The sequence below is a fragment of the Azospirillum sp. TSH20 genome, from assembly GCF_003115935.1.
In the GTDB taxonomy this organism is placed as follows: domain Bacteria; phylum Pseudomonadota; class Alphaproteobacteria; order Azospirillales; family Azospirillaceae; genus Azospirillum.
Genome location: NZ_LGQU01000072.1, coordinates 1 through 22,930, shown reverse-complemented (window position 1 = coordinate 22,930; position 22,930 = coordinate 1). Strand labels below are relative to the sequence as shown.

Annotated in this window: 35 protein-coding genes; 4 read left to right on the top strand and 31 right to left on the bottom strand. The window is 66.0% G+C overall.

The window, feature by feature from the left end; translation table 11 throughout:
- Window positions 1–9 precede the first annotated feature (9 nt).
- Entirely contained in the window at window positions 10–360 is a 351-nt protein-coding gene (locus TSH20_RS19885; RefSeq protein WP_109076324.1) for a cupin domain-containing protein, read from the top strand.
- A 9-nt stretch (window positions 361–369) separates the two neighbouring features.
- Here TSH20_RS19885 and TSH20_RS19880 read toward each other — a convergent pair whose 3' ends face one another.
- The 7 genes from TSH20_RS19880 to TSH20_RS19850 form a co-directional block, all read right to left on the bottom strand.
- Window positions 370–603, bottom strand: a complete 234-nt coding sequence (locus TSH20_RS19880; RefSeq protein WP_109076323.1) for a hypothetical protein — start codon at window positions 601–603, stop codon at window positions 370–372.
- A gap of 110 nt (window positions 604–713) precedes the next feature.
- Window positions 714–1,442, bottom strand: a complete 729-nt coding sequence (gene queC, locus TSH20_RS19875) for a 7-cyano-7-deazaguanine synthase QueC (protein ID WP_109076322.1) — start codon at window positions 1,440–1,442, stop codon at window positions 714–716.
- An 85-nt stretch (window positions 1,443–1,527) separates the two neighbouring features.
- Window positions 1,528–3,450, bottom strand: coding sequence for a PAS domain S-box protein (locus tag TSH20_RS19870; RefSeq protein WP_247871408.1), 1,923 nt, complete (start codon window positions 3,448–3,450; stop codon window positions 1,528–1,530).
- A 145-nt stretch (window positions 3,451–3,595) separates the two neighbouring features.
- Entirely contained in the window at window positions 3,596–4,423 is an 828-nt protein-coding gene (locus TSH20_RS19865) for an alpha/beta hydrolase (protein WP_109076321.1), read from the bottom strand.
- Between the two features lie 10 nt (window positions 4,424–4,433).
- On the bottom strand, window positions 4,434–5,756 hold the full coding sequence (locus TSH20_RS19860) for an O-acetylhomoserine aminocarboxypropyltransferase (RefSeq protein ID WP_109076320.1): 1,323 nt from the start codon (window positions 5,754–5,756) through the stop codon (window positions 4,434–4,436).
- 185 nt (window positions 5,757–5,941) lie between these two features.
- Complete coding sequence (locus tag TSH20_RS19855) at window positions 5,942–7,078, bottom strand: carboxylate-amine ligase (protein ID WP_199232023.1); 1,137 nt, start codon at window positions 7,076–7,078, stop codon at window positions 5,942–5,944.
- Between the two features lie 37 nt (window positions 7,079–7,115).
- Window positions 7,116–7,973 carry an N-formylglutamate amidohydrolase gene (locus tag TSH20_RS19850; protein ID WP_247871409.1) on the bottom strand — a complete coding sequence of 286 codons (858 nt, stop codon included), beginning with the start codon at window positions 7,971–7,973 and terminating at the stop codon, window positions 7,116–7,118.
- 119 nt (window positions 7,974–8,092) lie between these two features.
- On the opposite strand from TSH20_RS19850, the gene TSH20_RS19845 reads away from it, so the two are divergent.
- The 3 genes from TSH20_RS19845 to TSH20_RS19835 all read left to right on the top strand — a co-directional run bounded on the left by TSH20_RS19845 (window position 8,093) and on the right by TSH20_RS19835 (window position 10,722).
- Window positions 8,093–8,782, top strand: coding sequence for a hypothetical protein (locus tag TSH20_RS19845; RefSeq protein WP_109076317.1), 690 nt, complete (start codon window positions 8,093–8,095; stop codon window positions 8,780–8,782).
- A gap of 103 nt (window positions 8,783–8,885) precedes the next feature.
- Window positions 8,886–9,803, top strand: a complete 918-nt coding sequence (locus TSH20_RS19840) for a DMT family transporter (protein ID WP_109076316.1) — start codon at window positions 8,886–8,888, stop codon at window positions 9,801–9,803.
- 151 nt (window positions 9,804–9,954) lie between these two features.
- A complete protein-coding gene (locus TSH20_RS19835; protein ID WP_109076369.1) occupies window positions 9,955–10,722 on the top strand; it encodes a FadR/GntR family transcriptional regulator in 768 nt (255 codons plus the stop codon).
- Window positions 10,723–10,807: 85 nt separating this feature from the next.
- Here the strand turns inward: TSH20_RS19835 and TSH20_RS19830 are convergent, their stop codons facing one another.
- The 24 genes from TSH20_RS19830 to TSH20_RS19715 form a co-directional block, all read right to left on the bottom strand.
- Window positions 10,808–11,455, bottom strand: coding sequence for an adenylate kinase (locus tag TSH20_RS19830; RefSeq protein WP_109076315.1), 648 nt, complete (start codon window positions 11,453–11,455; stop codon window positions 10,808–10,810).
- Window positions 11,455–12,795: a preprotein translocase subunit SecY gene (gene secY, locus TSH20_RS19825; protein WP_109076314.1), complete on the bottom strand. Its 1,341-nt coding sequence runs from the start codon at window positions 12,793–12,795 to the stop codon at window positions 11,455–11,457. The genes TSH20_RS19830 and secY overlap by 1 nt, the downstream gene beginning before the upstream one ends.
- Window positions 12,796–12,918: 123 nt before the next feature.
- A complete protein-coding gene (gene rplO / locus TSH20_RS19820) occupies window positions 12,919–13,404 on the bottom strand; it encodes a 50S ribosomal protein L15 (RefSeq protein WP_109051337.1) in 486 nt (161 codons plus the stop codon).
- A gap of 4 nt (window positions 13,405–13,408) precedes the next feature.
- A complete protein-coding gene (gene rpmD, locus TSH20_RS19815; RefSeq protein WP_014246903.1) occupies window positions 13,409–13,600 on the bottom strand; it encodes a 50S ribosomal protein L30 in 192 nt (63 codons plus the stop codon).
- A 2-nt stretch (window positions 13,601–13,602) separates the two neighbouring features.
- Entirely contained in the window at window positions 13,603–14,172 is a 570-nt protein-coding gene (rpsE, locus tag TSH20_RS19810; RefSeq protein ID WP_014246902.1) for a 30S ribosomal protein S5, read from the bottom strand.
- A gap of 12 nt (window positions 14,173–14,184) precedes the next feature.
- Window positions 14,185–14,547 carry a 50S ribosomal protein L18 gene (gene rplR, locus TSH20_RS19805; RefSeq protein WP_014246901.1) on the bottom strand — a complete coding sequence of 121 codons (363 nt, stop codon included), beginning with the start codon at window positions 14,545–14,547 and terminating at the stop codon, window positions 14,185–14,187.
- Between the two features lie 5 nt (window positions 14,548–14,552).
- Window positions 14,553–15,086 (bottom strand): 50S ribosomal protein L6, encoded by a 534-nt coding sequence (gene rplF, locus TSH20_RS19800; RefSeq protein WP_109076313.1) that lies wholly within the window; start codon window positions 15,084–15,086, stop codon window positions 14,553–14,555.
- Window positions 15,087–15,099: 13 nt separating this feature from the next.
- Window positions 15,100–15,498, bottom strand: a complete 399-nt coding sequence (rpsH, locus tag TSH20_RS19795) for a 30S ribosomal protein S8 (protein WP_085088120.1) — start codon at window positions 15,496–15,498, stop codon at window positions 15,100–15,102.
- Window positions 15,499–15,511: 13 nt separating this feature from the next.
- Window positions 15,512–15,817 (bottom strand): 30S ribosomal protein S14, encoded by a 306-nt coding sequence (gene rpsN / locus TSH20_RS19790; RefSeq protein ID WP_012973218.1) that lies wholly within the window; start codon window positions 15,815–15,817, stop codon window positions 15,512–15,514.
- A 15-nt stretch (window positions 15,818–15,832) separates the two neighbouring features.
- Window positions 15,833–16,375: a 50S ribosomal protein L5 gene (rplE, locus tag TSH20_RS19785; protein WP_012973217.1), complete on the bottom strand. Its 543-nt coding sequence runs from the start codon at window positions 16,373–16,375 to the stop codon at window positions 15,833–15,835.
- Window positions 16,376–16,385: 10 nt separating this feature from the next.
- Window positions 16,386–16,703 (bottom strand): 50S ribosomal protein L24, encoded by a 318-nt coding sequence (gene rplX, locus TSH20_RS19780; RefSeq protein WP_014246896.1) that lies wholly within the window; start codon window positions 16,701–16,703, stop codon window positions 16,386–16,388.
- On the bottom strand, window positions 16,703–17,071 hold the full coding sequence (rplN, locus tag TSH20_RS19775) for a 50S ribosomal protein L14 (RefSeq protein ID WP_012973215.1): 369 nt from the start codon (window positions 17,069–17,071) through the stop codon (window positions 16,703–16,705). The genes rplX and rplN overlap by 1 nt, the downstream gene beginning before the upstream one ends.
- Before the next feature lie 19 nt (window positions 17,072–17,090).
- Window positions 17,091–17,345, bottom strand: coding sequence for a 30S ribosomal protein S17 (rpsQ, locus tag TSH20_RS19770; protein WP_042694099.1), 255 nt, complete (start codon window positions 17,343–17,345; stop codon window positions 17,091–17,093).
- A 12-nt stretch (window positions 17,346–17,357) separates the two neighbouring features.
- Entirely contained in the window at window positions 17,358–17,564 is a 207-nt protein-coding gene (gene rpmC / locus TSH20_RS19765; protein ID WP_012973213.1) for a 50S ribosomal protein L29, read from the bottom strand.
- Entirely contained in the window at window positions 17,561–17,992 is a 432-nt protein-coding gene (gene rplP, locus TSH20_RS19760) for a 50S ribosomal protein L16 (protein WP_014246894.1), read from the bottom strand. The genes rpmC and rplP overlap by 4 nt, the downstream gene beginning before the upstream one ends.
- A 12-nt stretch (window positions 17,993–18,004) precedes the next feature.
- Window positions 18,005–18,754: a 30S ribosomal protein S3 gene (gene rpsC / locus TSH20_RS19755; RefSeq protein WP_085088119.1), complete on the bottom strand. Its 750-nt coding sequence runs from the start codon at window positions 18,752–18,754 to the stop codon at window positions 18,005–18,007.
- Window positions 18,754–19,149: a 50S ribosomal protein L22 gene (rplV, locus tag TSH20_RS19750; protein WP_012973210.1), complete on the bottom strand. Its 396-nt coding sequence runs from the start codon at window positions 19,147–19,149 to the stop codon at window positions 18,754–18,756. Before rplV ends, rpsC begins: the two co-directional genes overlap by 1 nt.
- A gap of 3 nt (window positions 19,150–19,152) precedes the next feature.
- Window positions 19,153–19,431, bottom strand: a complete 279-nt coding sequence (gene rpsS / locus TSH20_RS19745; RefSeq protein WP_012973209.1) for a 30S ribosomal protein S19 — start codon at window positions 19,429–19,431, stop codon at window positions 19,153–19,155.
- A 12-nt stretch (window positions 19,432–19,443) separates the two neighbouring features.
- A complete protein-coding gene (gene rplB, locus TSH20_RS19740; RefSeq protein WP_012973208.1) occupies window positions 19,444–20,271 on the bottom strand; it encodes a 50S ribosomal protein L2 in 828 nt (275 codons plus the stop codon).
- 16 nt (window positions 20,272–20,287) lie between these two features.
- Complete coding sequence (locus TSH20_RS19735) at window positions 20,288–20,605, bottom strand: 50S ribosomal protein L23 (RefSeq protein WP_012973207.1); 318 nt, start codon at window positions 20,603–20,605, stop codon at window positions 20,288–20,290.
- A complete protein-coding gene (rplD, locus tag TSH20_RS19730) occupies window positions 20,602–21,222 on the bottom strand; it encodes a 50S ribosomal protein L4 (RefSeq protein ID WP_109076312.1) in 621 nt (206 codons plus the stop codon). Before rplD ends, TSH20_RS19735 begins: the two co-directional genes overlap by 4 nt.
- 5 nt (window positions 21,223–21,227) lie before the next feature.
- Window positions 21,228–21,938 carry a 50S ribosomal protein L3 gene (rplC, locus tag TSH20_RS19725; RefSeq protein WP_044549480.1) on the bottom strand — a complete coding sequence of 237 codons (711 nt, stop codon included), beginning with the start codon at window positions 21,936–21,938 and terminating at the stop codon, window positions 21,228–21,230.
- A 60-nt stretch (window positions 21,939–21,998) separates the two neighbouring features.
- Window positions 21,999–22,307 carry a 30S ribosomal protein S10 gene (gene rpsJ, locus TSH20_RS19720; RefSeq protein ID WP_012973204.1) on the bottom strand — a complete coding sequence of 103 codons (309 nt, stop codon included), beginning with the start codon at window positions 22,305–22,307 and terminating at the stop codon, window positions 21,999–22,001.
- A 537-nt stretch (window positions 22,308–22,844) separates the two neighbouring features.
- Window positions 22,845–22,930, bottom strand: an 86-nt coding sequence (locus TSH20_RS19715) for a hypothetical protein (protein WP_198677727.1), incomplete at its 5' end; no start/stop codon positions are given.

Here is a 22,930-nt window from a genome sequence, read left to right as displayed (position 1 = left end):
GGACCATCGATGACCCTGTCCATGCTGCCCACTCCCGACGGAATAACGCCGGAAACCGGCGCGCCTGCCGCCGACCGCATCCTGGCCGGGTCACCGGTCTTCACCACCTGGAACGGCTACGAGTCGAATGACGGCAAGCGGTTCGCCGGCACTTGGCGGTCGACGCCCGGATCATGGCGCATCGTCTATGACGAGTGGGAATATTGCGAAATTCTGGAGGGCCAGAGCGTCGTCGCCCATGACGACGGGCGCTCCTGGACCTTGAAAGCCGGGGACCGTTTCGTTATCGAACCGGGCTTCACGGGAAGCTGGACGGTGGTCGCGGCCACCACCAAGCGCTATGTGGTGGTCCTGCCCTGAGGCAGATCGTCAGCCGACGATCTCGATTGAATGCTGGGCGGCGCCGTGGCTGAGGATGGTGACCGCCTTGCGTCCGATCTCCACCGCCAGAACGCCCAGCACCAGGACAGAGGCGACCAGCATCAATCGGGCGATGTCACGCGACCAGCCGCGCTTGCGGGCGTTGGCGCGGCGATGCTCGCGCAGCACCGCCCGTGCTGCCCGGCCGCTCAGGCGCGGTCCCATCCAGGAGGTGGCAGTCATCTTGCGCTCCCTCGCCGTCCCGAACAAATCGATATGCTTTTGTATAAAATTTTATCTTGTCCGGCAAGACGGGATTTTCGCCGCGGAGGACCAGAGGCAGCCGGAAGGATTTACTTATTCGTTCCGCTGGCATAACGGATTGGATCGGTCGTTCCGGCTTCGGAAAAGCCCTTCAGGCGCAACAGACAGCTGTCGCAGGCGCCGCAGGACAGCCCCTCCGACGTCGGATCGTAGCAGGAGTGGGTGAGGCTGTAGTCGACCCCCAGTTCCAGCCCGCGGCGGACGATGGCGGCCTTGTCCATCTGCATCAGCGGCGCATGGATCTTGAACCGGCTGGTGCCCTCCACCCCCGCCTTGGTGGCGAGGTTCGCCAGCGTTTCGAAGGCCGCGACGTATTCGGGGCGGCAGTCAGGATAGCCGGAGTAATCCAGGGCGTTGACGCCGATGAACAGGTCGGACGCCCCCAGCGTTTCCGCCCAGGCCAGCGCGAAGGACAGGAAGACGGTGTTGCGCGCCGGCACATAGGTGACCGGGATGCCCTCCCCCAGCCCGGCCGCCAGATCGGCGGCACTGTCGTGCTTCGGCACGTCGATGGCATCGGTCAGCGCGGAGCCGCCGAAAGCGCGCAGGTCGATGTCCGCGATCACATGCCGCTCCACCCCCATTGCCGCGACCACCCGCTGCGCCGCCTCCAGCTCCACCGAATGGCGCTGGCCATAGCGGAAGCTCAAGGCATTGACCCGGTAGCCCCCGGCCTTGGCGATGGCGAGCACCGTCGTCGAGTCGAGTCCGCCGCTGACTAGCACCACCGCCGGCTTTGACCTGTCCTGATCCGCCATCGCACACCTGCCTTTCCTTCGCCATCCGTCCGCCGGGTGGATCCTAAGCAGCAGCTTCTGACACATCCGGGCAGCGCGGACCAGATCAGGACATCGCCGCCAGCACCTCGGCGACGGTCATGATGCGCGACGGCGGCAGCCGGATTGTGGCGGTACAGCCCTGCCCCAGCGCGCTGTCCAGCGTGAGTGTCCCACCATGGGCCTCCACCAGACGCGACGCCAGCGGCAGTCCGAGTCCGACGCCCTCATGACGGCGTGTGGGACCTTGGTCAAGCTGGGCGAATGGCGTCAGGGCTTTCGCGATGTCCTCCGGCCGCATGCCGACGCCCCGGTCCCGCACCGAAAGCTCGATCCAGCCGTCGGCAGCCAATGCCACCGTCAGGGTAACGGTACCCCCCGGATGGCTGAATTTGATGGCGTTGGACAGCAAATTGCCCAGCGCCTGGATCAGGCGCCGTTGGTCGCCACGAATCGGCGGCAGCCCGCCATCGGCCACCACCTCGACCGTCACACTCTGACGGGCGGCGTGAAAGCGCAGGTCTGCCACGGCCCGGTCGGCGACCGCCGACAAATCGACGGGCGCTTCGGTCAAGGACAGCCCGCCGGCATCGACGCGGGCCATGTCGAGGATGTCGTCGATGATCGCCAACAGCTGTTCGCCGGCCTGACGGATCGCGCCGACACAATCGCGCATCTGATCGTTCCGCCCCGCGTCGCCAACCGGTCGCCCGGCCTGCGCCTCCAAAAGCTGGGAAAATCCGATCACCGCGTTCAACGGGGTGCGCAACTCGTGGCTCATCGCCGCGATGAAGGTGGATTTGGCGCGGTCGGCGGCCTCCGCCGCGTCCTTGGCCGCCAGCAACTCCGCCTCCGTCCGACGGCGTTCGGTGACGTCGCGGAGAATGGCGGTGTAGAGCCTTCGACCCTCCACCTCGCTGGCGCTGACCGACAACTCCACGGGAAAGCGGGTGCCGTCGGCGCGCTCCGCCTCCACCGCACGGTCACGGGCGATCAGCGCGGTGGTCTGGCCGGGCGCGAACTCCAGCCGGACGCCGCCCTCCTCCCGTAGGTCCGTCAGCGGGATCAGGCGGTCGAGAGGGCGCCACAGCAGATCCCCCGCCGCAACACCGAACATCGCCTCCGCCGCCCGGTTGAAGCTGTGCAGCACGCCGGCCTCGTCGATGGTCAGGATCGCCTCGGCCGCGGTGTCGAGAATCGCCTCGTTGCGCGCCTCCGACAGGCGCAGGGCGTTGGCGGTGTGCACATATTCGCTGACGTCGGTGATGGTGGCGATGGTGCCGCCATCCTCCAGGGCCATGCGCTGGCACAGCACCCGCCGGTCGACGCCGGCCCCCTCGGAGTCGTGGAAGCGGAAATCGGTCGGCGCCGGATCGCCGGTCGCGTCCAGCCGCCAGTCCGCCGCCACCCGAGCCCGGTCGTCGGGATGGACGGCATCGAACCAGCCATCGCCGAGCAGCCGGTCGGGCTCCAGCCCGGTGATGCCGGCAAGCCGGGCATTGGCGAACAGCACCTGACCGTCGGCATCGGCCTGCAGGATGCCGACCGGGACCGCCTCCGCCAATGTGCGGTAGCGCGCTTCGCTGGCCCGCAGGCGTTCCGACAGGGCGATGTGGTGGCTGATGTCGCGGACGGTCAGCACCAGCCCGCCGATGGCCGGATCGGCCAACTCGTTGCGGGTGGTGACTTCCAGCCAGCGCCAGCCGCCATCGGCATGGCGAAAACGGAAAACGGCGCGGCCACTGCTGCCGGCCGGGGCCACCGCGCGCAGCTGGAACCGGCGCCGCGCCTCCTCCACATCGTCGGGATGGATATGGCCGTCGAACGACGCGCCGGTCAGCATGTCCGAAGGGTGGCCCAGCAGTTCCGCGACGCCGTCACTGATGCGGAGCACGCACCCGTCTGCCGACAGCAGTGCGACGACTTCCCGGCAATCGCGGAACAGGGCGCCGACAGCCAGTGCGGTCGCGCGATGCTCGCCATCCTGCAAGATGATACCCCCCGAGCCTGCTGCGAATGGCGGGATGGCTTCGATCCCGCCATGCAGAGTAATCAGGGGGCATCAATGGTTCATGTCAGGATTAACCCCACTCCAAGCCATTGATTTCGGCACTGAAACACTTATCCCGTCGTCTTTATCCCCGGCGCAAGGACAGGAAGGATGTCAGTGCCTCCAGCACTGCATCGGGGGCTTCGGTCATCACCATGTGTCCGGTCTGCGGCAGGACGACGACCTGCGAAGTCTTGACGCGGGCCGCCAGCGACCGGCCGGCCTTTGCCGGAGTCATCTTGTCGAGCGCCCCCAGCAGGAACAGCGCCGGGCAATCGACCGCCGCGGCGGCATCGGCCCCTTGTCCATAGTCGTTGCAGGCGGCCAGATCGACGCCCAGCACGCCCGGACGAACCGACGCCATCAGCCGGCGCCCACCGGGGATCAGCGCCAGCCCCGGCGTCGGGCAACCGCCACCCTGGGCGCCGCCATGGCCACGCGGGCCAAAGCCCCAGCCGATCACCATATCGATGGCGGACTGTTCGCCGGCATGGGCGGCGGCCAGCAGGTCCGGGTGGACCGGCATCTGCTCCGCGATGCCCAGCAAAGCGATAGCCTCCACCCGCCCACCATGATGGGCGCCATGGCGGGCGGCGGCGTCCAGCGCCACCAGCGCGCCCATGGAATGACCGACCAGCGCAGCCCGCTCCAGCCCCGCGGCATCCAGCAGGGCAATCAACCAATCGGCGAGGGCGGCGATGCTGCCCAGCGGCTCGCCACCGGAGCGGCCATGGCCCGGGAGGTCGACCGCCAGCACCGAGCGGCCGTGGTGGGCGAGATAGCGGCTTTGCAGGCTCCACACGCTGTGGTCCATGCCGGCGCCGTGGATCAGCACGATTGCGGGGCGTGCGGAATCGATGTCCCGGCCGCCGGTGTGGACGAAGACGGGGGTTCCGTTGACGGTCAGTTGCATGGTGCGGCCCTCAGCCCTTCGTGGCGGCGCGCAGCGCCTGCTTCAGGTCGTCGATCAGGTCTTCGCAATCCTCCAGCCCGATGGACAGGCGGATCATGTCCTCCCCCACCCCGGCGGCGGCGAGCGCCTCCGCATCCAACTGGGCATGGGTGGTGCTGGCCGGATGGATCACCAGCGACTTGGCGTCGCCGACATTGGCGAGATGCGAGAACAGGCTGAGCGACTCGATGAAACGGCGCCCGGCCTCACGGCCTCCATGCGCACCGGCCCGGATGCCGAAGGAGATGATGGAGCCCGCGCCATATGGCAGCAGCCGGGCGGCCAGGGCGTGGTCGGGATGGTCCACCAGCTCCGGATAGGAGACCCAGGCCACCGCCCCCTTCTCCGCATTCAACTCCCCTTCCAGGAAGCAGATGATCTTGCGGGTGTTGTGGATGTGCGCCTTCATCCGCAGCGGCAGCGTTTCCACGCCCTGCAGGATCTGGAAGGCGTTCATCGGGCTCATGCAGGCGCCGAAATCGCGCAAGCCTTCGGCACGGGCGCGGGCGATGAAGGCGGCCGGACCGTATTCCTCGGCGAAGTCGATGCCGTGATAGCCGGCATAGGGCTCGGTCAGGGTCGGAAACCTGCCCGACGCCTCCCAGTCGAAGCGGCCGCCGTCGATCACCACGCCGCCGATGGCGGTGCCGTGCCCGCCCAGCCACTTGGTGCAGGAATGCATGACCAGATCGGCGCCATGCTCGAACGGGCGGCAGAGATAGGGGGTGGTGAAGGTCGAGTCGATCAGCAGCGGAATCCCAGCCTCATGGGCGATGGCCGCGACCTTCGGCACGTCCAGAACCTCCAGTCCCGGATTGCCCAGCACCTCGCCGAAGACAAGGCGGGTTTCCGGACGGATCGCCGCGCGGATGCCGTCGAGGTCGCGCGGATGGACGAAGGTGGTGGTGATGCCGAAACGCGGCAGCGTGTAGGCCAGCAGGTTGCGGCTGCCGCCATAGATTGAGGAGGAGGCGACGATGTGCCCGCCCGCCCCCATCAGCGTCATGATGGCGAGCGTCAGAGCCGCCTGTCCGCTGGCGGTGCAGACGGCGCCCACCCCTCCTTCCAGCGTCGCCAGCCGCTCCTCCAGCACCGCGACGGTGGGGTTGGAGATGCGCGAATAGATGTGGCCGGGCCGTTCCAAATTGAACAGGGCCGCCGCCTGATCGACGTCGCTGAAGACGTAGGAGGAGGTGAGGTGGATCGGAACCGCCCGCGCCCCGGTCGCCGGATCGGGCCTTTGCCCTGCATGCAGGCTCTGCGTATCGAACTTCAGGAACTTGGCGCCGGCCATGCTCCTCCCTCCCCTTGATGTTGGAAGAGGGCCGCCAACGACGAGCGGCCCTCTTCGCTTTTCAGCTTTTTATTTGCCAGCCCTGTTCAACCCGCATTCCAGCGGCATCGACGGTGCGGAAGCGTATGGAGACATGACGCGCGCGTCAAGGCGGTTGGGAGGGGGCGGCGCCTAAGCCGTATCCCTCAGGTCGCCACCCCCACCATCGTCTCCTCCGCCAGCCAGTCGACCACCCGGCGCAGCGCCTCGTCCTCGTCGGCGCCGTCGGCGAGCGCCGCCTGGAAGATCTCGATCTGCCGATGGGCGCTGGTGCCGCGCTTGATGATCTCGCGCGCCCGTTCGACCTCTGCCGTGCAGCCGAAATGCTCCGCATCCTCGCGAGTCAGGTCGATGATCTCGTCCAGCAGATCGGCATAGGGCACGATGCGGCCCTGCCCGAAATCGACCAGCCCGCTGTCCAGGCCATAGCGCTGGGCACGCCAGCGGTTTTCCTCGATCAGCAGGTTCTTGTAGGGCCGCCAGGTGACGTTGCGCAGCTTCAGCCGCCACAGCATGCGCAGCAGGCAGCGATAGAGCGCCGCCACCGTCACCGCATCGTCCAGACGGGTGCAGATGTCGGTGATGCGCATCTCCAATGTCGGGAATCGCGAGGACGGGCGGATGTCCCACCACAGCTTGCTGGCGTCCTCGATCACCCCGGCATTCACCAGCACCGCGACATGGCTCTGATACTCGCCGAAGCTCTGGAAACCGGCGGGCATGCCGGTGCGCGGCAACTCGTGCCAGACGCTGAGCCGGTAGGACCGGCGCTCCATGTCGCGCCCGCGCCAGAAGGGCGAGGAGGTCGACAGCGCCAGCAGATGCGGTAGGAAATAGCGGACCTGATTCATCAGGTCGATGCGCAGGTCGTCGTCCTCGATCCCGACATGGACATGCATGCCGCAGATCATCAGCCGGCGGGCCGGCGCCCCCAGATCGCGGGCCAGCATGTTGTAGCGGTCGCGATTGGTGTGCTTCTGCGGCTCCCACGCGGCGAAGGGATGGGTGGAGGCGGCGATCGGCGCCAACCCATAGCGGTCGGCCACCCCGGCCACCGTGGCGCGCAGTGCCGCCAGCTCGGTTCGCGCCTCGTCCAGCGTCCTGCAGACCGGCGTCCCCACCTCGATCTGGCAGCGCAGGAATTCCGGGTGGATGCGGCCGGGCGCCTGTTCCTGACAGGCTTCCAGCATCTCGTCGGGCGGGCTGGGCACGATGTCGCGCGTGCCGCGGTCGACCAGCAGATACTCCTCTTCCAGACCGAGGGTGAAGGACGGTTCGCTCACGGCGCTTTCCATTGGCACGGCGCTTTCCATTCGGTGTTCAGGCCCGCGGATAATGGTGGATGGTCGTCAGCGACGGCAGGGACAGCAACGGCTCCAGCGCATCGCCGATCACCTGCGCCCACAGCTCGGCACCCTCCGGCGTGGCGATCAGGTCCTGCCGAACCTCCAGCAGGACATTGGGATAGCCGGCGGGCGTCGCGTGGGTCTCCACGGTCCCGCCCAGCGTGCCACGGCCGGAATAGGGCTGGTTGTCGCCGACACACCAGCGGCCATCGGCCTTCAGCGCCTCGATCAGCGGCACCGGCAGGCGCGGATCGTTGTCCCACAGCACGCCGATGTGCCAGGGCCGCGCCACACCGCGCATTGCCGGGGTGAAGCTGTGGACCGACACCAGAACCGGCACCTGTCCGCGGGCGCGGATCGCCGAAACGGCCGCCGCCACCGCGGCATGGTAGGGCTTGAACAGCGCCTCCACCCGCTGGGCTTGGGCCTCGGCATCGAGCGCGCGGTTGCCGGGAATCACCACGTCGTCGCTGACCACCGGAATCGCCGTGGGATCCTCGATCGCACGATTAGGGTCGATCACCAGACGGGAGAAACCGGACAGCACCGCGGTGGCGCCGAAGCGGTCGGCCAGCCGCCGCGTCACCTCCGCCGCGCCGATGTCGTAGGCGATGTGGCGGCAGAGCTGTTCCTCCGGCAAACCGAGGTCGCCGAGAAGGGCGGGGATCGCACGCGAGGCATGATCGCACACCAGCAGCAGCGGCCCGCCGGCATCCGGGTTCAGCGTGGTCGCCGGCGGCGGATCGTTCGGACCCAGCAGAGGCGCTGCCGCACGGGGCGCCGGTGCGGGAGCGGTGACGGGCTGGCGATGTTCGGAGGGTGATGAGGCCATATGCCACACTAGCGCAACCGCCGCGCCGGGCGGAAGCGCGGCCGATGGTGGTAGCCCGAACGGTAAGCTGATACGCTCCGGCTCCCTCTCCGCGCGAACCCACCCGGAAGACGCCCCGTATGCTTCGCCTGCTCACCCTCTGCTTTGCCGTGATGGCGCTGCTCAGCGCTTGCGGACCCGTTTACGAGACGCAATACAGCCTCGTCCCGCCAAGCTCGGCCGAAGGCCGGCTCTGCGTCAACCAGTGCCAGCAGAACCGCAATTACTGCCGTCAGAATTGCGGCATGTCGCAGCAGGCCTGCGTGAACGAGGCACGGTCGCGTGCGCTCTATGAATATCAGTCCTATGTCAACCGCCAGCAGGCGGAGAAGAAGCCGATCAAGAAGTCAGTGAGCGATTTCGACCGCTCCTACTCCTGCGGCAACAGCAGCTGCGAAGCGCGGTGCGAGGCCGACTATCGCGACTGCTTCGGCGGAAGCTGTGGCGGACAGGTGATCGCCAAGCGCGTCTGCACCGCCTTCTGCGACCAGGAGAAGCCTGCCCCCGCAATCGCCGCGGCGCCGATGCTGAGCCCCATCCCGCCGGGCGCCGCCCAGGCCCCGATGGCGTCGGCTCCAAACGCCGCCTATCAGGCCGGTGCGTCGCTGTGCCAGCCCGGCATGCGGGTGGAGGTCCAGTGGAAGGGCGACTGGTATCCGGCGACGGTGAAGGACAAGCCGCGCAAGGACGGCCGCTGCCCGGTTCATTACGACGAGTACAGTGCCGAAGACGACGAGGCGGTTTCGCTTCGCCGCATCCGGCCGCGCTGATCGGCACCCCGGCCGGCAGCCTCCAGGGGAATTGCGGAGACGCACGGCAGCCATGACTTGCGTCCCGCTGGCCCGGCGATGGGACGGCGGATATAAGCGGTCCATGCCAGACGCCAGTGCCTTCACCGCCGACCATCTGTACCGGACGCAGCGCATCGCCCTGATCGCGCTGCTGATCGGCGCCCTGGGCATCGCCTTCGCGCCCATCTTCGTGCGGCTGTCGGAGGTCGGTCCGGTCGCCACCGGCTTCTGGCGCACGGCACTGGCCACCCCGGTCCTGGCGCTGTGGATGGGCAGCGAATCGCGGCAGCGGGGCGGACGGGCCAGCCGGCGCCCCTCCTCGCTTTCAGACTATGCGCGCCTGTCGCTCGCCGGGCTGTTCTTCGCCGGCGACCTTGCGATCTGGCACACGTCGATCCGCTACACGTCGGTCGCCAATTCCACGCTGCTGGCCAACTTTGCCCCGCTCTACGTGGCGCCGGCCGCATGGTTCCTGTTCAAGGAACGGATCACCGGCCGGTTCGTCCTCGGCATGCTGCTGGCGCTGGCCGGTGCCATCGTGCTGATGGGCCAAAGTTTCCAGCTCAACGCCGACCACCTGTTCGGCGATGCGCTCGGTCTGCTGACCGCGGGATTCTATGCCGGCTATATCCTGTCGGTCGGGCGGCTGCGCGCCGAGTTCTCCACCGCAACCATCATGACCTGGAGCGGCGCCATATCCGCCGCCGTTCTGCTGCCGATCGGCCTGTATGACGGCGAAGCCATGCTTCCGGCGAGCGCAAATGGATGGGCGGTGCTGGCCGGCCTCGCCCTGTTCAGCCATGCCTGCGGCCAGAGCCTGATCGCCTACGCGCTGGCCCACCTGCCGGCCTCCTTCTCGTCGGTCAGCCTCCTGCTGCAGCCGGCGGCGGCGGCAATCCTCGCCTGGATCCTGCTGAACGAACCCCTGGGGCCCTTGCAGGCGATCGGTGCCGCGGTGATCCTGGTGGGCATCCTGATGGCTCGCCCCGGCGGCCGTTGAGCCGTCGGCGCCGGACCATCGCCGCCATGTTTTTCCGCCCCGCGGGCAAGGCGCCGCAGCGTGCCTGTGCCCCATTGACCGCACCCGCGGGGACCGTTACCGGTAGGACCGATCATCGATGAACCGCCTTCCGACCAAAGGGGAACAACCCGTGTCCGGCACCGACGACAGCGCTCACGTCCCCTCCTCCTCGCAGCGCATTTCGGAGTGGGTGGCCCAACAGCTTCTCGACCGCATCGCGCGTGGCGAGCTGGTGCCGGGGGAGCGCCTGCCGGGCGAACGCCAGCTGGCCGAACAGCTGCATGTCAGCCGGGTGTCCGTCCGCGCCGCCCTGCAGAAGCTGAAGACCCAGGGATTCCTCACCGCGGTCCAGGGCGGCGGTACCCGCGTGGTCTCATCGGCCGGCGTGATGGACGGCGCGCTCACCACCATGGTGCGCAGCACCCACCAGAACCTGTGCGACCTCGTCGAGATCCGTATGGCCCTGGAAAGCTGGGCCGCCCGCCGTGCCGCCGAACGCGCAACGCAGGAGCAGATGGACACCATCGGCCGCATCCTGGCGGCGATGAGCGAAACCAACCGCGACGGCGGACGCGCTGCCGACGACATGGATTTCCACGTCGCCGTCGCCCAGGCGTCGGGCAGCCCGGTCTATCTCCACCTGCTGTCGACCATCCGCGACATCCTCGGCAACATGGTGGAGATGAAGCACACCGAGCCCTTCATGGAAAACCATGAGGCGCTGATGATCGAGCACCACCGCGCCATCCATCAGGCCATCGCCCGGCGCGACCCCGACGCCGCGGCCAATGCCGTCACCGCGCATCTCGGCTGGATTCTGGCGCGCTACCGCACCATGACCGATGAGCCGGCGGTCCAGGCGGGCACCTCGCCCACCACCGACGACGCCGGCGCCTGATCTCTGCATTCTGCCCCGACGATGAAAAAGGCCGCAGCCTCCCGAAGGAGACTGCGGCCTTTTCACATTCGACCGGCGGCGATCCTCAGCTGGCGAGGATCGTCTCGATCTGCTTGGTCACCTCATCGATGTCGGCCATGCCGTCCACCACCTTCAGCACGCCACGACCCTGGTAATAGGGCAGGATCGGCGCCGTCTGCTGATGGTACTGGGCCAGACGAGTGGTCACCGTCTCCGCATTGTCGTCGGCGCGCCGCTTGAACTCGGTGCTGCCGCAGACGTCGCAGACGCCCTCGACCTTCGGCTTCTCGAAGCTGTCGTGATAGCCCTTGCCGCACTTGGCGCAGGTGTAGCGGCCGGTGATGCGTTCCACCAGCACGTCGTCGACCACCCGCATCTCGATCACATGGTCGAGCTTCAGGCCCTTCTCGTCCAGCATCTTATCGAGCGCCTCGGCCTGGGCCACGGTGCGCGGGAAGCCGTCGAGGATGAAGCCGTTCTTCACGTCCGGCTTCGAAATGCGCTCGGCGATCATGCTGACCATCAGCTCGTCCGGCATCAGCTTGCCGGCGGCCATGATCTCCTTCGCCTGCTGCCCAAGCGGCCCGCCTTCCGCCACCATGGCGCGGAGCATGTCGCCGGTCGACAACTGCACCAGACCACGAGTGTCTTCAAGACGGCGCGCCTGGGTCCCCTTCCCGGCGCCCGGCGGACCGAGCAGTATGAGGTTCATTACTTTCTCCCCCGAAGCTTAGATTTCTTGATCAATCCCTCATACTGGTGAGCCAGCAGGTGGGAATGAATCTGCGCAACCGTGTCCATCGTGACGGTGACCACGATCAGCAGGCTGGTGCCGCCAAAATAAAACGGAACCGAGTGCTGGGATATCAGGATTTCGGGGAGGAGACAAACCGCCACAAGGTAGGCGGAGCCGATGACCGTCAACCGGGTCAGCACATAGTCGATGTGGTCGGCGGTGTTCTTGCCGGGACGGATGCCCGGGATGAAGCCACCATACTTGCGCAGGTTGTCGGCCGTCTCCGTCGGATTGAAGACGATGGCGGTGTAGAAGAAGCAGAAGAACACGATCAGCGAGGCGTACAGCAGCATATAGAGCGGCGTACCGTGCGCGACGTAGCGCGACACCGCCTGCAACCATTCCGGCCCCTCGCCGCCGGCGAAGCCCACCGCGGTCAGCGGCAGCAGCAGCAGCGACGATGCGAAGATCGGGGGGATGACGCCGGCGGTGTTCATCTTCAGCGGCAGGTGCGACGCTTCGCCGCCGAACACCCGGTTGCCGACCTGTCGCTTCGGATACTGCACCAGCAGACGGCGCTGGGCGCGTTCCATGAAGACGATGAAGAACACCACGCCCACGGCCATCAGCAGCATCAGGATGATGAAGACGGTGGACAGAGCGCCCTGACGGCCGAGTTCCAGTGTGTTGACCAGCGCGCGCGGAAGTTCCGCGACGATGCCGGCGAAGATGATCAGCGAGGTGCCGTTGCCGATGCCGCGGGCGGTGATCTGCTCGCCCAGCCACATCAGGAACATGGTGCCGCCGACCAACGTGATGACCGTGGCGATGCGGAAGAACAGGCCGGGGTCGAGCACCGCCGCTCCGGTGGAGCCGCGCATCGACTCGAGACCGACCGCAAGGCCGTAGGCCTGCACCGTGGCGAGCGCCACCGTGCCGAATCGGGTGTACTGGTTCAGCTTCTTGCGACCGGCCTCGCCTTCCTTCTTCATCGCCTCCATCTGCGGCGACACGGCAGTCAGCAGCTGCACGATGATCGACGCCGAGATGTACGGCATGATGTTGAGCGCGAAGATGGTCATGCGGTGCAGCGCGCCGCCGGCCAGCATGTCGAACATGCCCAGGATGCCGCTGCCCTGCTGCTTGAACACGTCCTGCAGGATGTGCGGATCGATGCCCGGAATCGGGATGTAAGTGCCCAACCGGTAGACGATCAGGGCCGCCAAGGTGAACCAAATCCGCTTTTTCAGCTCGGTCGCCTTAGAGAAAGCCCCGAAATTGATGTTGGCGGCAAGCTGCTCGGCCGCTGATGCCATGGTCCAATCCCTGTCCCGTAAGCGCGAACGGGGCGGCACTGCATGACGCAGGCCGCCCCTCGCGACTTCGCTTTTTGTAGTGCCCCGAAAGCCCGCGCGCAAGCACGGGCTTGTCGTGGAACTTTACTCGGCGGCTTCGGCGGCGGGAGCGGTCAGCGTGACGCTGCCACCCGCCTTCTCAACGGCCTCGATCGCCGACTTGGACGCGCCGGCGACCGTGAAGGAAACCTTCGCGGTCAGCTCGCCCTTGCCCAGCAGACGGACACCGTCCTTCTTCACCTTGCCGGTGACACCGGCGGCGTTGAGCGCAGCGGCATCGATGGTCTCGGCGGCGTTCAGCTTGCCCAGGTCGATGGCCTTCTGGACCATGCCCAGGTTAACCACCGAGTATTCCTTGGCAAAGATGTTCCGGAAACCGCGCTTCGGCAGGCGGCGGTGCAGAGGCATCTGCCCGCCTTCGAAGCCGTTGATCGCCACGCCGGTGCGCGAGGTCTGACCCTTCACGCCGCGGCCAGCGGTCTTGCCCTTGCCCGAACCGATACCGCGACCGACGCGCATGCGCGCCTTGCGGGCACCGGCGTTGTCACGCAGGTCATTAAGCTTGGTCATGATCTCAGCCCTCGTTCTCGACGCGGACCAGGTGCGCGACCTTGGCGATCATGCCCCGCACGGCCGGAGTGTCCTCCAGCTCGCGGGTCCGGTGCAGCTTGTTGAGACCCAGACCGACCAGCGTCTCGCGCTGGTCGTGCTTGCGGCCGATCGGGCTGCCGATCTGGGTCACGACGACGGTCTTCTTCTCCGCCATGATCAGGCCTCCTGTCCGGCGCCGGCCTCACGACGGCCGAGGATGTCGCTCACGCGACGACCGCGACGCGCCGCGACGGACCGCGGGCTGGTGACCTGGGTCAGGGCGTCGAACGTCGCCTTGATCATGTTGTGCGGGTTCGACGTGCCGATCGACTTGGTCACGACGTCAGCGACGCCGAGAGCCTCGAAGATCGCGCGCATCGGACCACCGGCGATGATGCCGGTACCGGCCGGAGCGGCCCGCAGCACGACCTTGCCGGCACCGAAGTGGCCGTTGGTGTCGTGATGCAGCGTACGGCCTTCGCGCAGCGGAACACGGATCATGCCGCGCTTGGCCTGATCGGTCGCCTTGCGAATGGCTTCCGGGACTTCACGGGCCTTGCCCGAGCCGACGCCGACGCGACCCTTGCCGTCGCCAACGACGACCAGAGCGGCGAAGCCGAAGCGACGACCACCCTTGACGACCTTGGCGACGCGGTTGATGCCGACGAGCTTTTCAATCAGCTCGCTTTCTTCCCGCTCGCGCGGCTGCCGGTCGCGGTTGTCCCGCTCCCCACGTTCACGTGCCATATCCGGGCCTCCTTAGAACGACAGCCCGCCCTCACGGGCGGCGTCGGCCAGGGCCTTGACCCGGCCATGGTAAATGTAACCACCGCGATCGAACACGACCTCGGTAATCCCAGCGGCCTTGGCGCGTTCGGCGATCAGCTCGCCGATGCGCTTGGCAGCATCGACGTTGCCGCCGTGCTTGAGCTGCTCGCGCAGCTCCTTCTCGAGCGACGAGGCGGACGCGAGCGTCTTGCCGTTTTCGTCGTCGATGATCTGGGCGTAGATGTGCAGATTGGACCGGAAGACCGAGAGGCGAACGCGCCCGCCGGCCTTCTTGGCAATCTGCGCGCGCACGCGCTGCTTGCGGCGCTCGTGGAGTTGCTTTGGCTTCAGCATGGCGGTTACTTCTTCTTACCTTCCTTGCGCAGGACGGTTTCGGTCTCGTACTTGATGCCCTTGCCCTTATAGGGCTCCGGCTTCTTCCAACCGCGGATCTCGGCGGCAACCTGGCCGACCTTGTGCTTGTCATAGCCGCTGACCGAGATGGCCGTCGGCTTGTCGCACTTGATCGTGATGCCTTCCGGGATCGGGTACTTCACGTCGTGCGAGAAGCCAAGCTGGAGAACCAGCTCCTTGCCCTGCACAGCCGCGCGGTAACCGACGCCGTTGATTTCCAGGTTGATCGTGAAGCCCTGGCTGACACCGGTGACCATGTTGTTGATCAGGGTGCGCGAGGTCGCCCACATGACGCGGGCGCGCTTGCTGTCGTTTGCCGGCTTCACCACCACCTTGCCGTCTTCCAGCGAGGCGGTGATGTCGTCGATCAGGGTCATGCTGAGTTGCCCCAGCTTGCCCTTGGCCGTGACCTGCTGACCGTCGACCTTCACGTCGACGCCAGCCGGGACCGGCACGGGATGCTTGCCAATGCGCGACATCTGCCAATCCCCCTTAGAACACGCGGCAGAGGACTTCGCCGCCGACGTTGGCGGAGCGGGCCTCATTGTCCGACATCACGCCGCGCGGGGTCGACAGGATCGACAGACCCAGCCCGTTGTAGACACGGGGCAGGTCAGCGATCTTCGAATACACGCGACGGCCGGGCTTGGACACACGGGCGATCTGCTTAATGACAGGCTCGCCTTCGTGGTACTTCAGCTCGATCTTCAGGTTCTTGACGCCCGGACGCAGTTCTTCCTCGGACCAGCCGCGGATGAAGCCTTCACGCTTCAGAACTTCCAGGACGTTGACGCGCAGCTTAGACGCCGGGGAAACCACAACGGACATGCGGGCGTGCTGACCGTTGCGGATGCGGGTCAGCATATCGCCGAGCGGATCGCTCAAAGACATTCTCGGACCCTCCTTACCAGCTCGACTTCGTCATGCCCGGGATCTGGCCGGTCGAGGCCAGTTCGCGGAGCGTGACGCGGGACAGCTTGAACTTGCGATAGAACGCGCGCGGACGCCCGGTCATTTCGCAGCGGTTCCGGATGCGCACCTTCGAGGAGTTGCGCGGCAGTTCGGCCAGCTTGAGGCGGGCAGCGAATTGCTCTTCCGGCGGGAGGGTCTTGTCGTTCGCGATTGCCTTCAGGCGCGCACGCTTGTTCGCGTACTGCTTGGCCAGCTTGGCGCGACGCTTGTTCTTTTCGATGGCACTGGTCTTAGCCATGGTCGTGCTCCAGCCTCAGCTCACGAACGGCATGTCGAAGCCCTTCAGGAGAGCCTTGGCTTCCTGGTCGGTCTTCGCCGAAGTGACGATGATGATGTCCATGCCGCGGATCTGATCGATCTTGTCGTAATCGATCTCCGGGAAAATGATCTGCTCCTTGACACCCATGGCGTAGTTGCCACGGCCGTCAAAGCTGTCACCCGGGATACCGCGGAAGTCACGGACGCGCGGCAACGCAATCGTCACCAGGCGATCCAGGAACTCGTACATGCGGTCGCGACGGAGCGTGACCTTGCAGCCGATCGCCATGCCTTCGCGCAGCTTGAACTGGGCGATCGACTTGCGCGACTTGGTCACCACCGGCTTCTGACCGGTGATGGCGGCCATCTCGGCCACGGCGAGCTGGATCTTCTTGGAGTCGGCGACAGCCTCGCCGACACCCATGTTGACCACGATCTTCTCGATCCGCGGAACTTCCAGGTCGTTCTTGTAGCCGAATTCCGACTTCAGAGCGGCGCGGATCTTGGAATCGTAAACTTCTTTCAGACGTGCGGTCATGCCCGGGTCCTCACAGGTCAATGACTTCGCCGGACCGCTTGGCGACACGCACCTTGCGGCCATCCTCAAGGATCTTGAAACCGACGCGGGTCGGCTTGCCATCCTTGGGATCGACGTGAGCGAGGTTGGAGACGTTGATCGGCGCCTCCATCTCGATGATGCCACCCTGCGAGCGGGCGCTGGCACGCTGGTGCTTCTTCACCACGTTCACGCCCTGCACAACGGCACGGTTCTCCTTCGGGAAAACCTTCAACACCTCGCCGGTCTTGCCCTTGTCACGGCCGGTCAGGACAACGACCTTGTCCTTGGTCTTGATCTTGGCGGCCATTACAGCACCTCCGGCGCCAGCGAGATGATCTTCATGAACTTCTTGCCGCGCAGTTCACGAGTGACCGGCCCGAAAATACGGGTGCCGATCGGCTCGCCCTGCTTGTTGATGAGCACGGCGGCGTTCCGGTCGAAACGGATCGCCGACCCGTCCTCCCGACGCAGTTCCTTCGCGGTGCGGACGATGACGGCGCGATGCACGTCGCCCTTCTTGACGCGGCCCTTCGGAATGGCCTCCTTGACCGAGACGACGATGACGTCGCCCACGGTCGCGACCTTCCGCTTGGACCCGCCAAGCACCTTGATGCACTGCACCCGGCGCGCCCCGCTGTTATCGGCGACTTCCAGGTTGGTTTGCATCTGGATCATTGTTTACGACCTTTCGTTATCACGCGGCGCCGCTGTCGGCGGCGGACTCCGTCACGACCGTCCAACGCTTGGACTTCGAGATCGGGCGGCATTCGATGATCGAAACAGTATCGCCGACCTTGAACTGGTTGCCCTCGTCGTGGGCGGCGTACTTCTTCGACTGACGAATGAACTTCTTGTACACGGGGTGCATGACACGGCGCTCGACAAGAACCGTAACGGTCTTGTCGCACTTGTCGCTGACCACCGTGCCCTGCAGAACGCGGCGAGGCATGGATGATCCCCCTTACTTGCCGGCGTCGGCGGAGCGGGCACGCTCGCCGAGGATGGTCTTGATGCGGGCGATGTCGCGGCGCACCGTGTTCACCCGCGCGGTGTTTTCCAGCTGGCCGGAGGCCTTCTGGAAACGCAGGTTGAACTGCTCCTTCTTGAGCTGGAGGAGCTGATCGTTCAGCTCATCCGCGCTCTTCGTACGAATGTCTACGGCTTTCATGCCGCGGTCTCCTCGACACCGCCCAGGCGGGTCACCAGCTTCACCTTGATCGGCAGCTTCGCGGCCGCCAGAGCGAAGGCGGTTTTTGCCACATCTGCCGGCACGCCGTCCAGTTCAAACAGGATGCGACCCGGCTTCACGCGAGCCGCCCAGTACTCCGGCGAACCCTTACCGGAACCCATGCGGACTTCGGCGGGCTTGGTGGAGACGGGGAGGTCCGGGAAAATGCGGATCCAGACACGACCCTGACGCTTCATCGCGCGGGTGATCGCGCGGCGGGCCGCCTCGATCTGCCGGGCGGTGATGCGCTCCGGCTCCAGGGCCTTGAGGCCGAAGGAGCCGAAGTTCAGGGCGGTGCCGCCCTTGGCGTTGCCGTGGATGCGGCCCTTGTGGGCCTTACGGAATTTCGTGCGCTTGGGAGAAAGCATCGCTCGGCCCCTTTACTCGCGTTCGGAGCGCTCGGAGCGCTCGCGACGGTCGCGACGATCATGCCGATCGCGGCGCGGCTCGCCATCGGTCGACACCGGCTCGGAACCCATGCGCTTGTCCTGCGCCATCGGGTCGTGAGCCATGACCTCGCCCTTGAACACCCACACCTTGACACCGCAGGTGCCGTAGGTGGTCTTGGCGGTGCCCACACCGTAATCGATGTCGGCGCGCAGGGTGTGCAGCGGAACGCGGCCCTCGCGATACCACTCCATGCGGGCGATTTCCGCACCGCCGAGACGGCCCGAGCAGTTGATCCGGATGCCCTGGGCGCCCAGACGCATGGCGGACTGCACGGCGCGCTTCATGGCGCGACGAAATGCCACACGGCGCTCGAGCTGGCTGGCGATGTTCTCGGCGATGAGGCGAGCGTCGATTTCCGGCTTGCGGATTTCGACGATGTTCAGGCTCACCTCGCTGCCGGTCATCTTCGACAGCTCAAGACGCAGCTTCTCGATGTCCGCGCCCTTCTTGCCGATCACCACGCCCGGACGAGCCGAGTGAATGGTGATGCGGGCCTTCTTGGCCGGACGTTCGATGACGACGCGCGAGCAACCGGCCTGCTGCAGGCGACCCTGCAGATAGCCACGCAGCTTCAGGTCCTGGTGCAGCAGATTGGCGTAGTCGCGCTTGGCGAACCAACGGCTGTCCCAGGTCCGGTTGATGCCGAGGCGCAGCCCGATCGGATTGATTTTCTGACCCATTACTCGGCCCCCTCGGCAACGGCGGCGTCACGCTCGCGGACGATGATCGTCAGGTTGCTGAACAGCTTCTCGACCCGGGCGCCGCGACCGCGGGCACGGGCGTGGAAGCGCTTCATCACCAGAGCGCGACCGACCGTCGCCGACGACACGTACAGACGGTCGACGTCGAGCTGGTGGTTGTTCTCGGCGTTCGCGATTGCGGCCTGCAGGACCTTCTTCACCTCGCCGGCGATGCGGCGCTTGGAGAAGGTCAGCTCGGCCACGGCACGGCTGGCATCCATGTTCCGGATGAGCTGGGCGACGAGGTTGAGCTTCCGCGGGCTGGTGCGGATCATCGGATTGCGGGCCAGAGCCTCGTTCTCCGCGACCCGGCTGGGGTTGGCAGACTTGCCCATGGCTTACTTCCTCTTCGCCTTCTTGTCCGCCGCGTGGCCATAGAAGGTCCGCGTCGGAGCGAACTCGCCGAACTTGTGACCGATCATGTGCTCGGTAACCAGAACCGGCAGGAACTTGTGGCCGTTGTAGACGCCGAACGTCAGACCGACGAACTGCGGCAGGATGGTCGAACGACGCGACCAGATCTTGATGATCTCGTTGCGGCCCGAAGCCCGGCTCTTGTCCGCCTTCTTCAGCAGATAGCCGTCGACGAACGGGCCCTTCCAAACGGAGCGTGCCATCGTTCGACCTCCTTACTTCGAATGACGGCGGCGCAGGATCAGGCCATCCGTCTTCTTGTTGTGACGAGTCTTCTTGCCCTTGGTCGGCTTGCCCCACGGCGTGACCGGATGACGGCCGCCCGAGGTACGACCCTCACCACCACCGTGCGGGTGGTCGATCGGGTTCATGGCGACGCCACGGACCGACGGACGCTTGCCCAGCCAGCGGTTGCGACCGGCCTTGCCAAGGTTGGTGTTCATCTGGTCCGGGTTGGACACGGCACCCAGGGTGGCCATGCACTCGCCACGAACCATGCGCAGCTCACCCGAGGGCAGCTTCAGCTGGGCGTAGCCGCCGTCGCGGCCGACCAGCTGCAGGTAGGTGCCGGCGGAACGAGCCACCTGACCACCCTTGCCGGCCTTCAGCTCGACGTTGTGCACGATCGAACCGACCGGGATGTTCTTCAGCGGCATCGCGTTGCCGGGCTTCACGTCGACGCGCTCGCCGGAGATCACGGTGTCGCCGACCTTCAGGCGCTGCGGCGCCAGGATGTAGGACAGGGTCCCATCCTGGTACTTGATCAGCGCGATGAAAGCCGTGCGGTTCGGATCATATTCCAGCCGCTCGACGGTGGCCGGAACGTCGAACTTGCGACGCTTGAAGTCCACCAGACGGTAGGTACGCTTGTGACCGCCACCCATCCGGCGCGCAGTGATGCGGCCGGTGTTGTTGCGTCCACCAGACTTGGTCAGGCCCTCGGTGAGGGTCTTGACCGGCTTGCCCTTCCACAGCTCCGAGCGGTCGACGATGACCAGCTGGCGGAGCGAGGGAGTAATCGGGCGGTATTGCTTCAGAGCCATCGGATCACACTCCCGCTCAGATGCCCGTGGTCACGTCGATCTTGTTACCCTCGGCGAGGGTGACGACGGCCTTCTTGAAGTCCGAGCGACGGCCGATGGTGCCGCGGAACCGCTTGGTCTTGCCCTTGGAAACCAGGGTGTTGACCGCAGTCACCTTGACGTTGAAGAGACCTTCAACGGCGGCCTTGATCTCCGGCTTGGAGGCCGTGAGCGGCACGCGGAACGTGACCTGGTTGTGCTCCGACACCAACGTCGACTTCTCGGTGATGACGGGAGCGAGGATCAGGTCGTACATCCGCTCCTGGCTCACCGCAGGTTTCGACTGCTTGCTCATTTCAGGCGAGCCTCCAGTTGCTCGACCGCGTTGCGGGTCAGGACCAGCGTATCGCGGCGGAGAATGTCGTAGACGTTCGCACCCTGCTCCGGCAGCACGTCGATCAGCGGGATGTTGCGCGAAGCCTTGGCGAAGTTCTCGTCCAGGTTCGAGCCATCGATGATCAGCGCCGAAGTCAGGCCGAGGGTGGCGAGACGGGCCGCCAGTTCCTTGGTCTTGTGCGTCTCGGCGGCCGCAGCCTCCAGGACGATCAGCTTGCCCTCGGCGGCCTTGGCCGACAGGGCGGTCTTGAGCGCCAGCTTGCGGACCTTCTTGGTCAGGTCATGGGCGTGCGAACGCACCACCGGCCCGAAGATGGTCGCACCGCCGCGGAACTGCGGCGAACGGATGGAGCCCTGACGAGCGCGGCCGGTGCCCTTCTGCCCATAGGGCTTCTTGGTCGTGCCGCTGATCTCGCTGATGCCCTTGGTCTTGTGGTTACCGGAGCGGCGCTTGGCCAACTGCCAGTTCACCATGCGGGCCAGCAGGTCGGTGCGGGTCGGCAGGCCGAACACGGCGTCCGACAGCTCGATCTCGCCGACGGCTTCGTTGTTCAGGTTCTTGATCGTGGCCTTCATGGCGCTCACTCCTGCGTCTCGGCCGGGGCTTCCGCCGCCGGAGCAGACTTGATGCCGGCCGGGAAGGGCAGGCCTTCCGGAGCCTTCTTCTTGACGGCGTCACGGATGCGCAGCCAACCGCCCTCGGCGCCGGGGACGGCACCCTTGAGCATGATCAGACCACGGGCTTCGTCGACGGCGACGACCTGCAGGTTCAGGACCGTGACCCGCTCGTCACCGAGATGACCGGCCATCTTCTTGTTCTTGAAGACCTTGCCGGGGTCCTGACGGTTACCCGTCGAACCGTGCGAACGGTGCGACACCGACACGCCGTGCGTGGCGCGCAGACCACCGAAGTTCCAGCGCTTCATCGCACCGGCAAAGCCCTTGCCGATGGAGGTGCCGGTAACGTCGACGTACTGGCCGGCGACGAAGTGGGCGGCCGACAGCTCGGCACCGACCTCGATCAGGGCATCGGCATCGACGCGGAACTCGACCAGCTTGCGCTTCGGTTCCACGCGCGCCTTGGCGAAATGCCCACGCTCAGGCTTGTTGACGTTCTTGACCTTGATGGCGCCCGCGCCGAGCTGGACGGCGGTGTAGCCATCCTTTTCCTCGGTGCGAACGGCGACGACCTGGCAGCTGTCGACTTTCAGCACAGTGACCGGAACATGCTGGCCGTCGTCCGTGAAGACGCGGGTCATGCCGACCTTCTGCGCGATCAAACCGGATCGCATTGTTCTTTATCTCCTGACCAGGGACATCCGCTTACCGGAGAGGTCCCTTACCAACCAAAATCAGAGCTTGATCTCGACGTCGACGCCGGCGGCGAGGTCGAGCTTCATCAGAGCATCCACGGTCTGCGGCGTCGGATCGACGATGTCGAGCAGGCGCTTGTGGGTGCGGATCTCGAACTGCTCGCGCGACTTCTTGTCGATGTGCGGCGAACGGTTCACGGTGAACTTTTCGATGTGCGTCGGCAGGGGAATCGGGCCCCGCACGCGCGCGCCGGTCCGCTTGGCGGTGTTGACGATCTCGCTGGTCGACTGGTCGAGCACGCGATGATCGAACGCCTTCAGACGGATGCGGATGTTCTGGCTGTCCATGTCCAAACGTCCCTTGCACCTTCTAGCGATGACGCGGACGCGTCACCGGAACTCCACGAGCTGCTTTGGGGCTTCGCCGACAGCGCAAGGCCGCGCGCCGAACCACCGAAGCGGGGCCGACGGGCGACACTGTGACCGATGCGACGGGCCGATACGAAAAAGAACATCCCCCGCGGCGGATGCCCGAAGGGGATGTTCCGTTCAGCAGACGGCGCGCCTCACTGGGAGGCGCGCCGTGCCGTTCGTCTCGGGCTGCGTCTAGGCCGAAGCTGCCTACCACCAACCCAAAATCCAGAGGGCGTAATCTCTAGGCGTTCAGCGCTCGCGTGTCAATCCTGAATCTCCCCCCGGTCGGAGGAAGCTGGATCGACAGGCTGACGGACCCGAATGCCGACGCCCGATGGCTAGAACCGGGCGGACCGCCCACCCTGCTTGCGCGGAGAAGACGGCCCGTCTCTGACAACCGGCGGCGGGATAGTTTCCCGCCGCCCTACCCTTCCCTCCGACGGTCACCCTGCGGCGACCGTCGGATGGTCATCACTCGACGATCTTGGCAACGACGCCGGCGCCGACGGTACGGCCGCCTTCGCGGATGGCGAAGCGCAGGCCCTCGTCCATGGCGA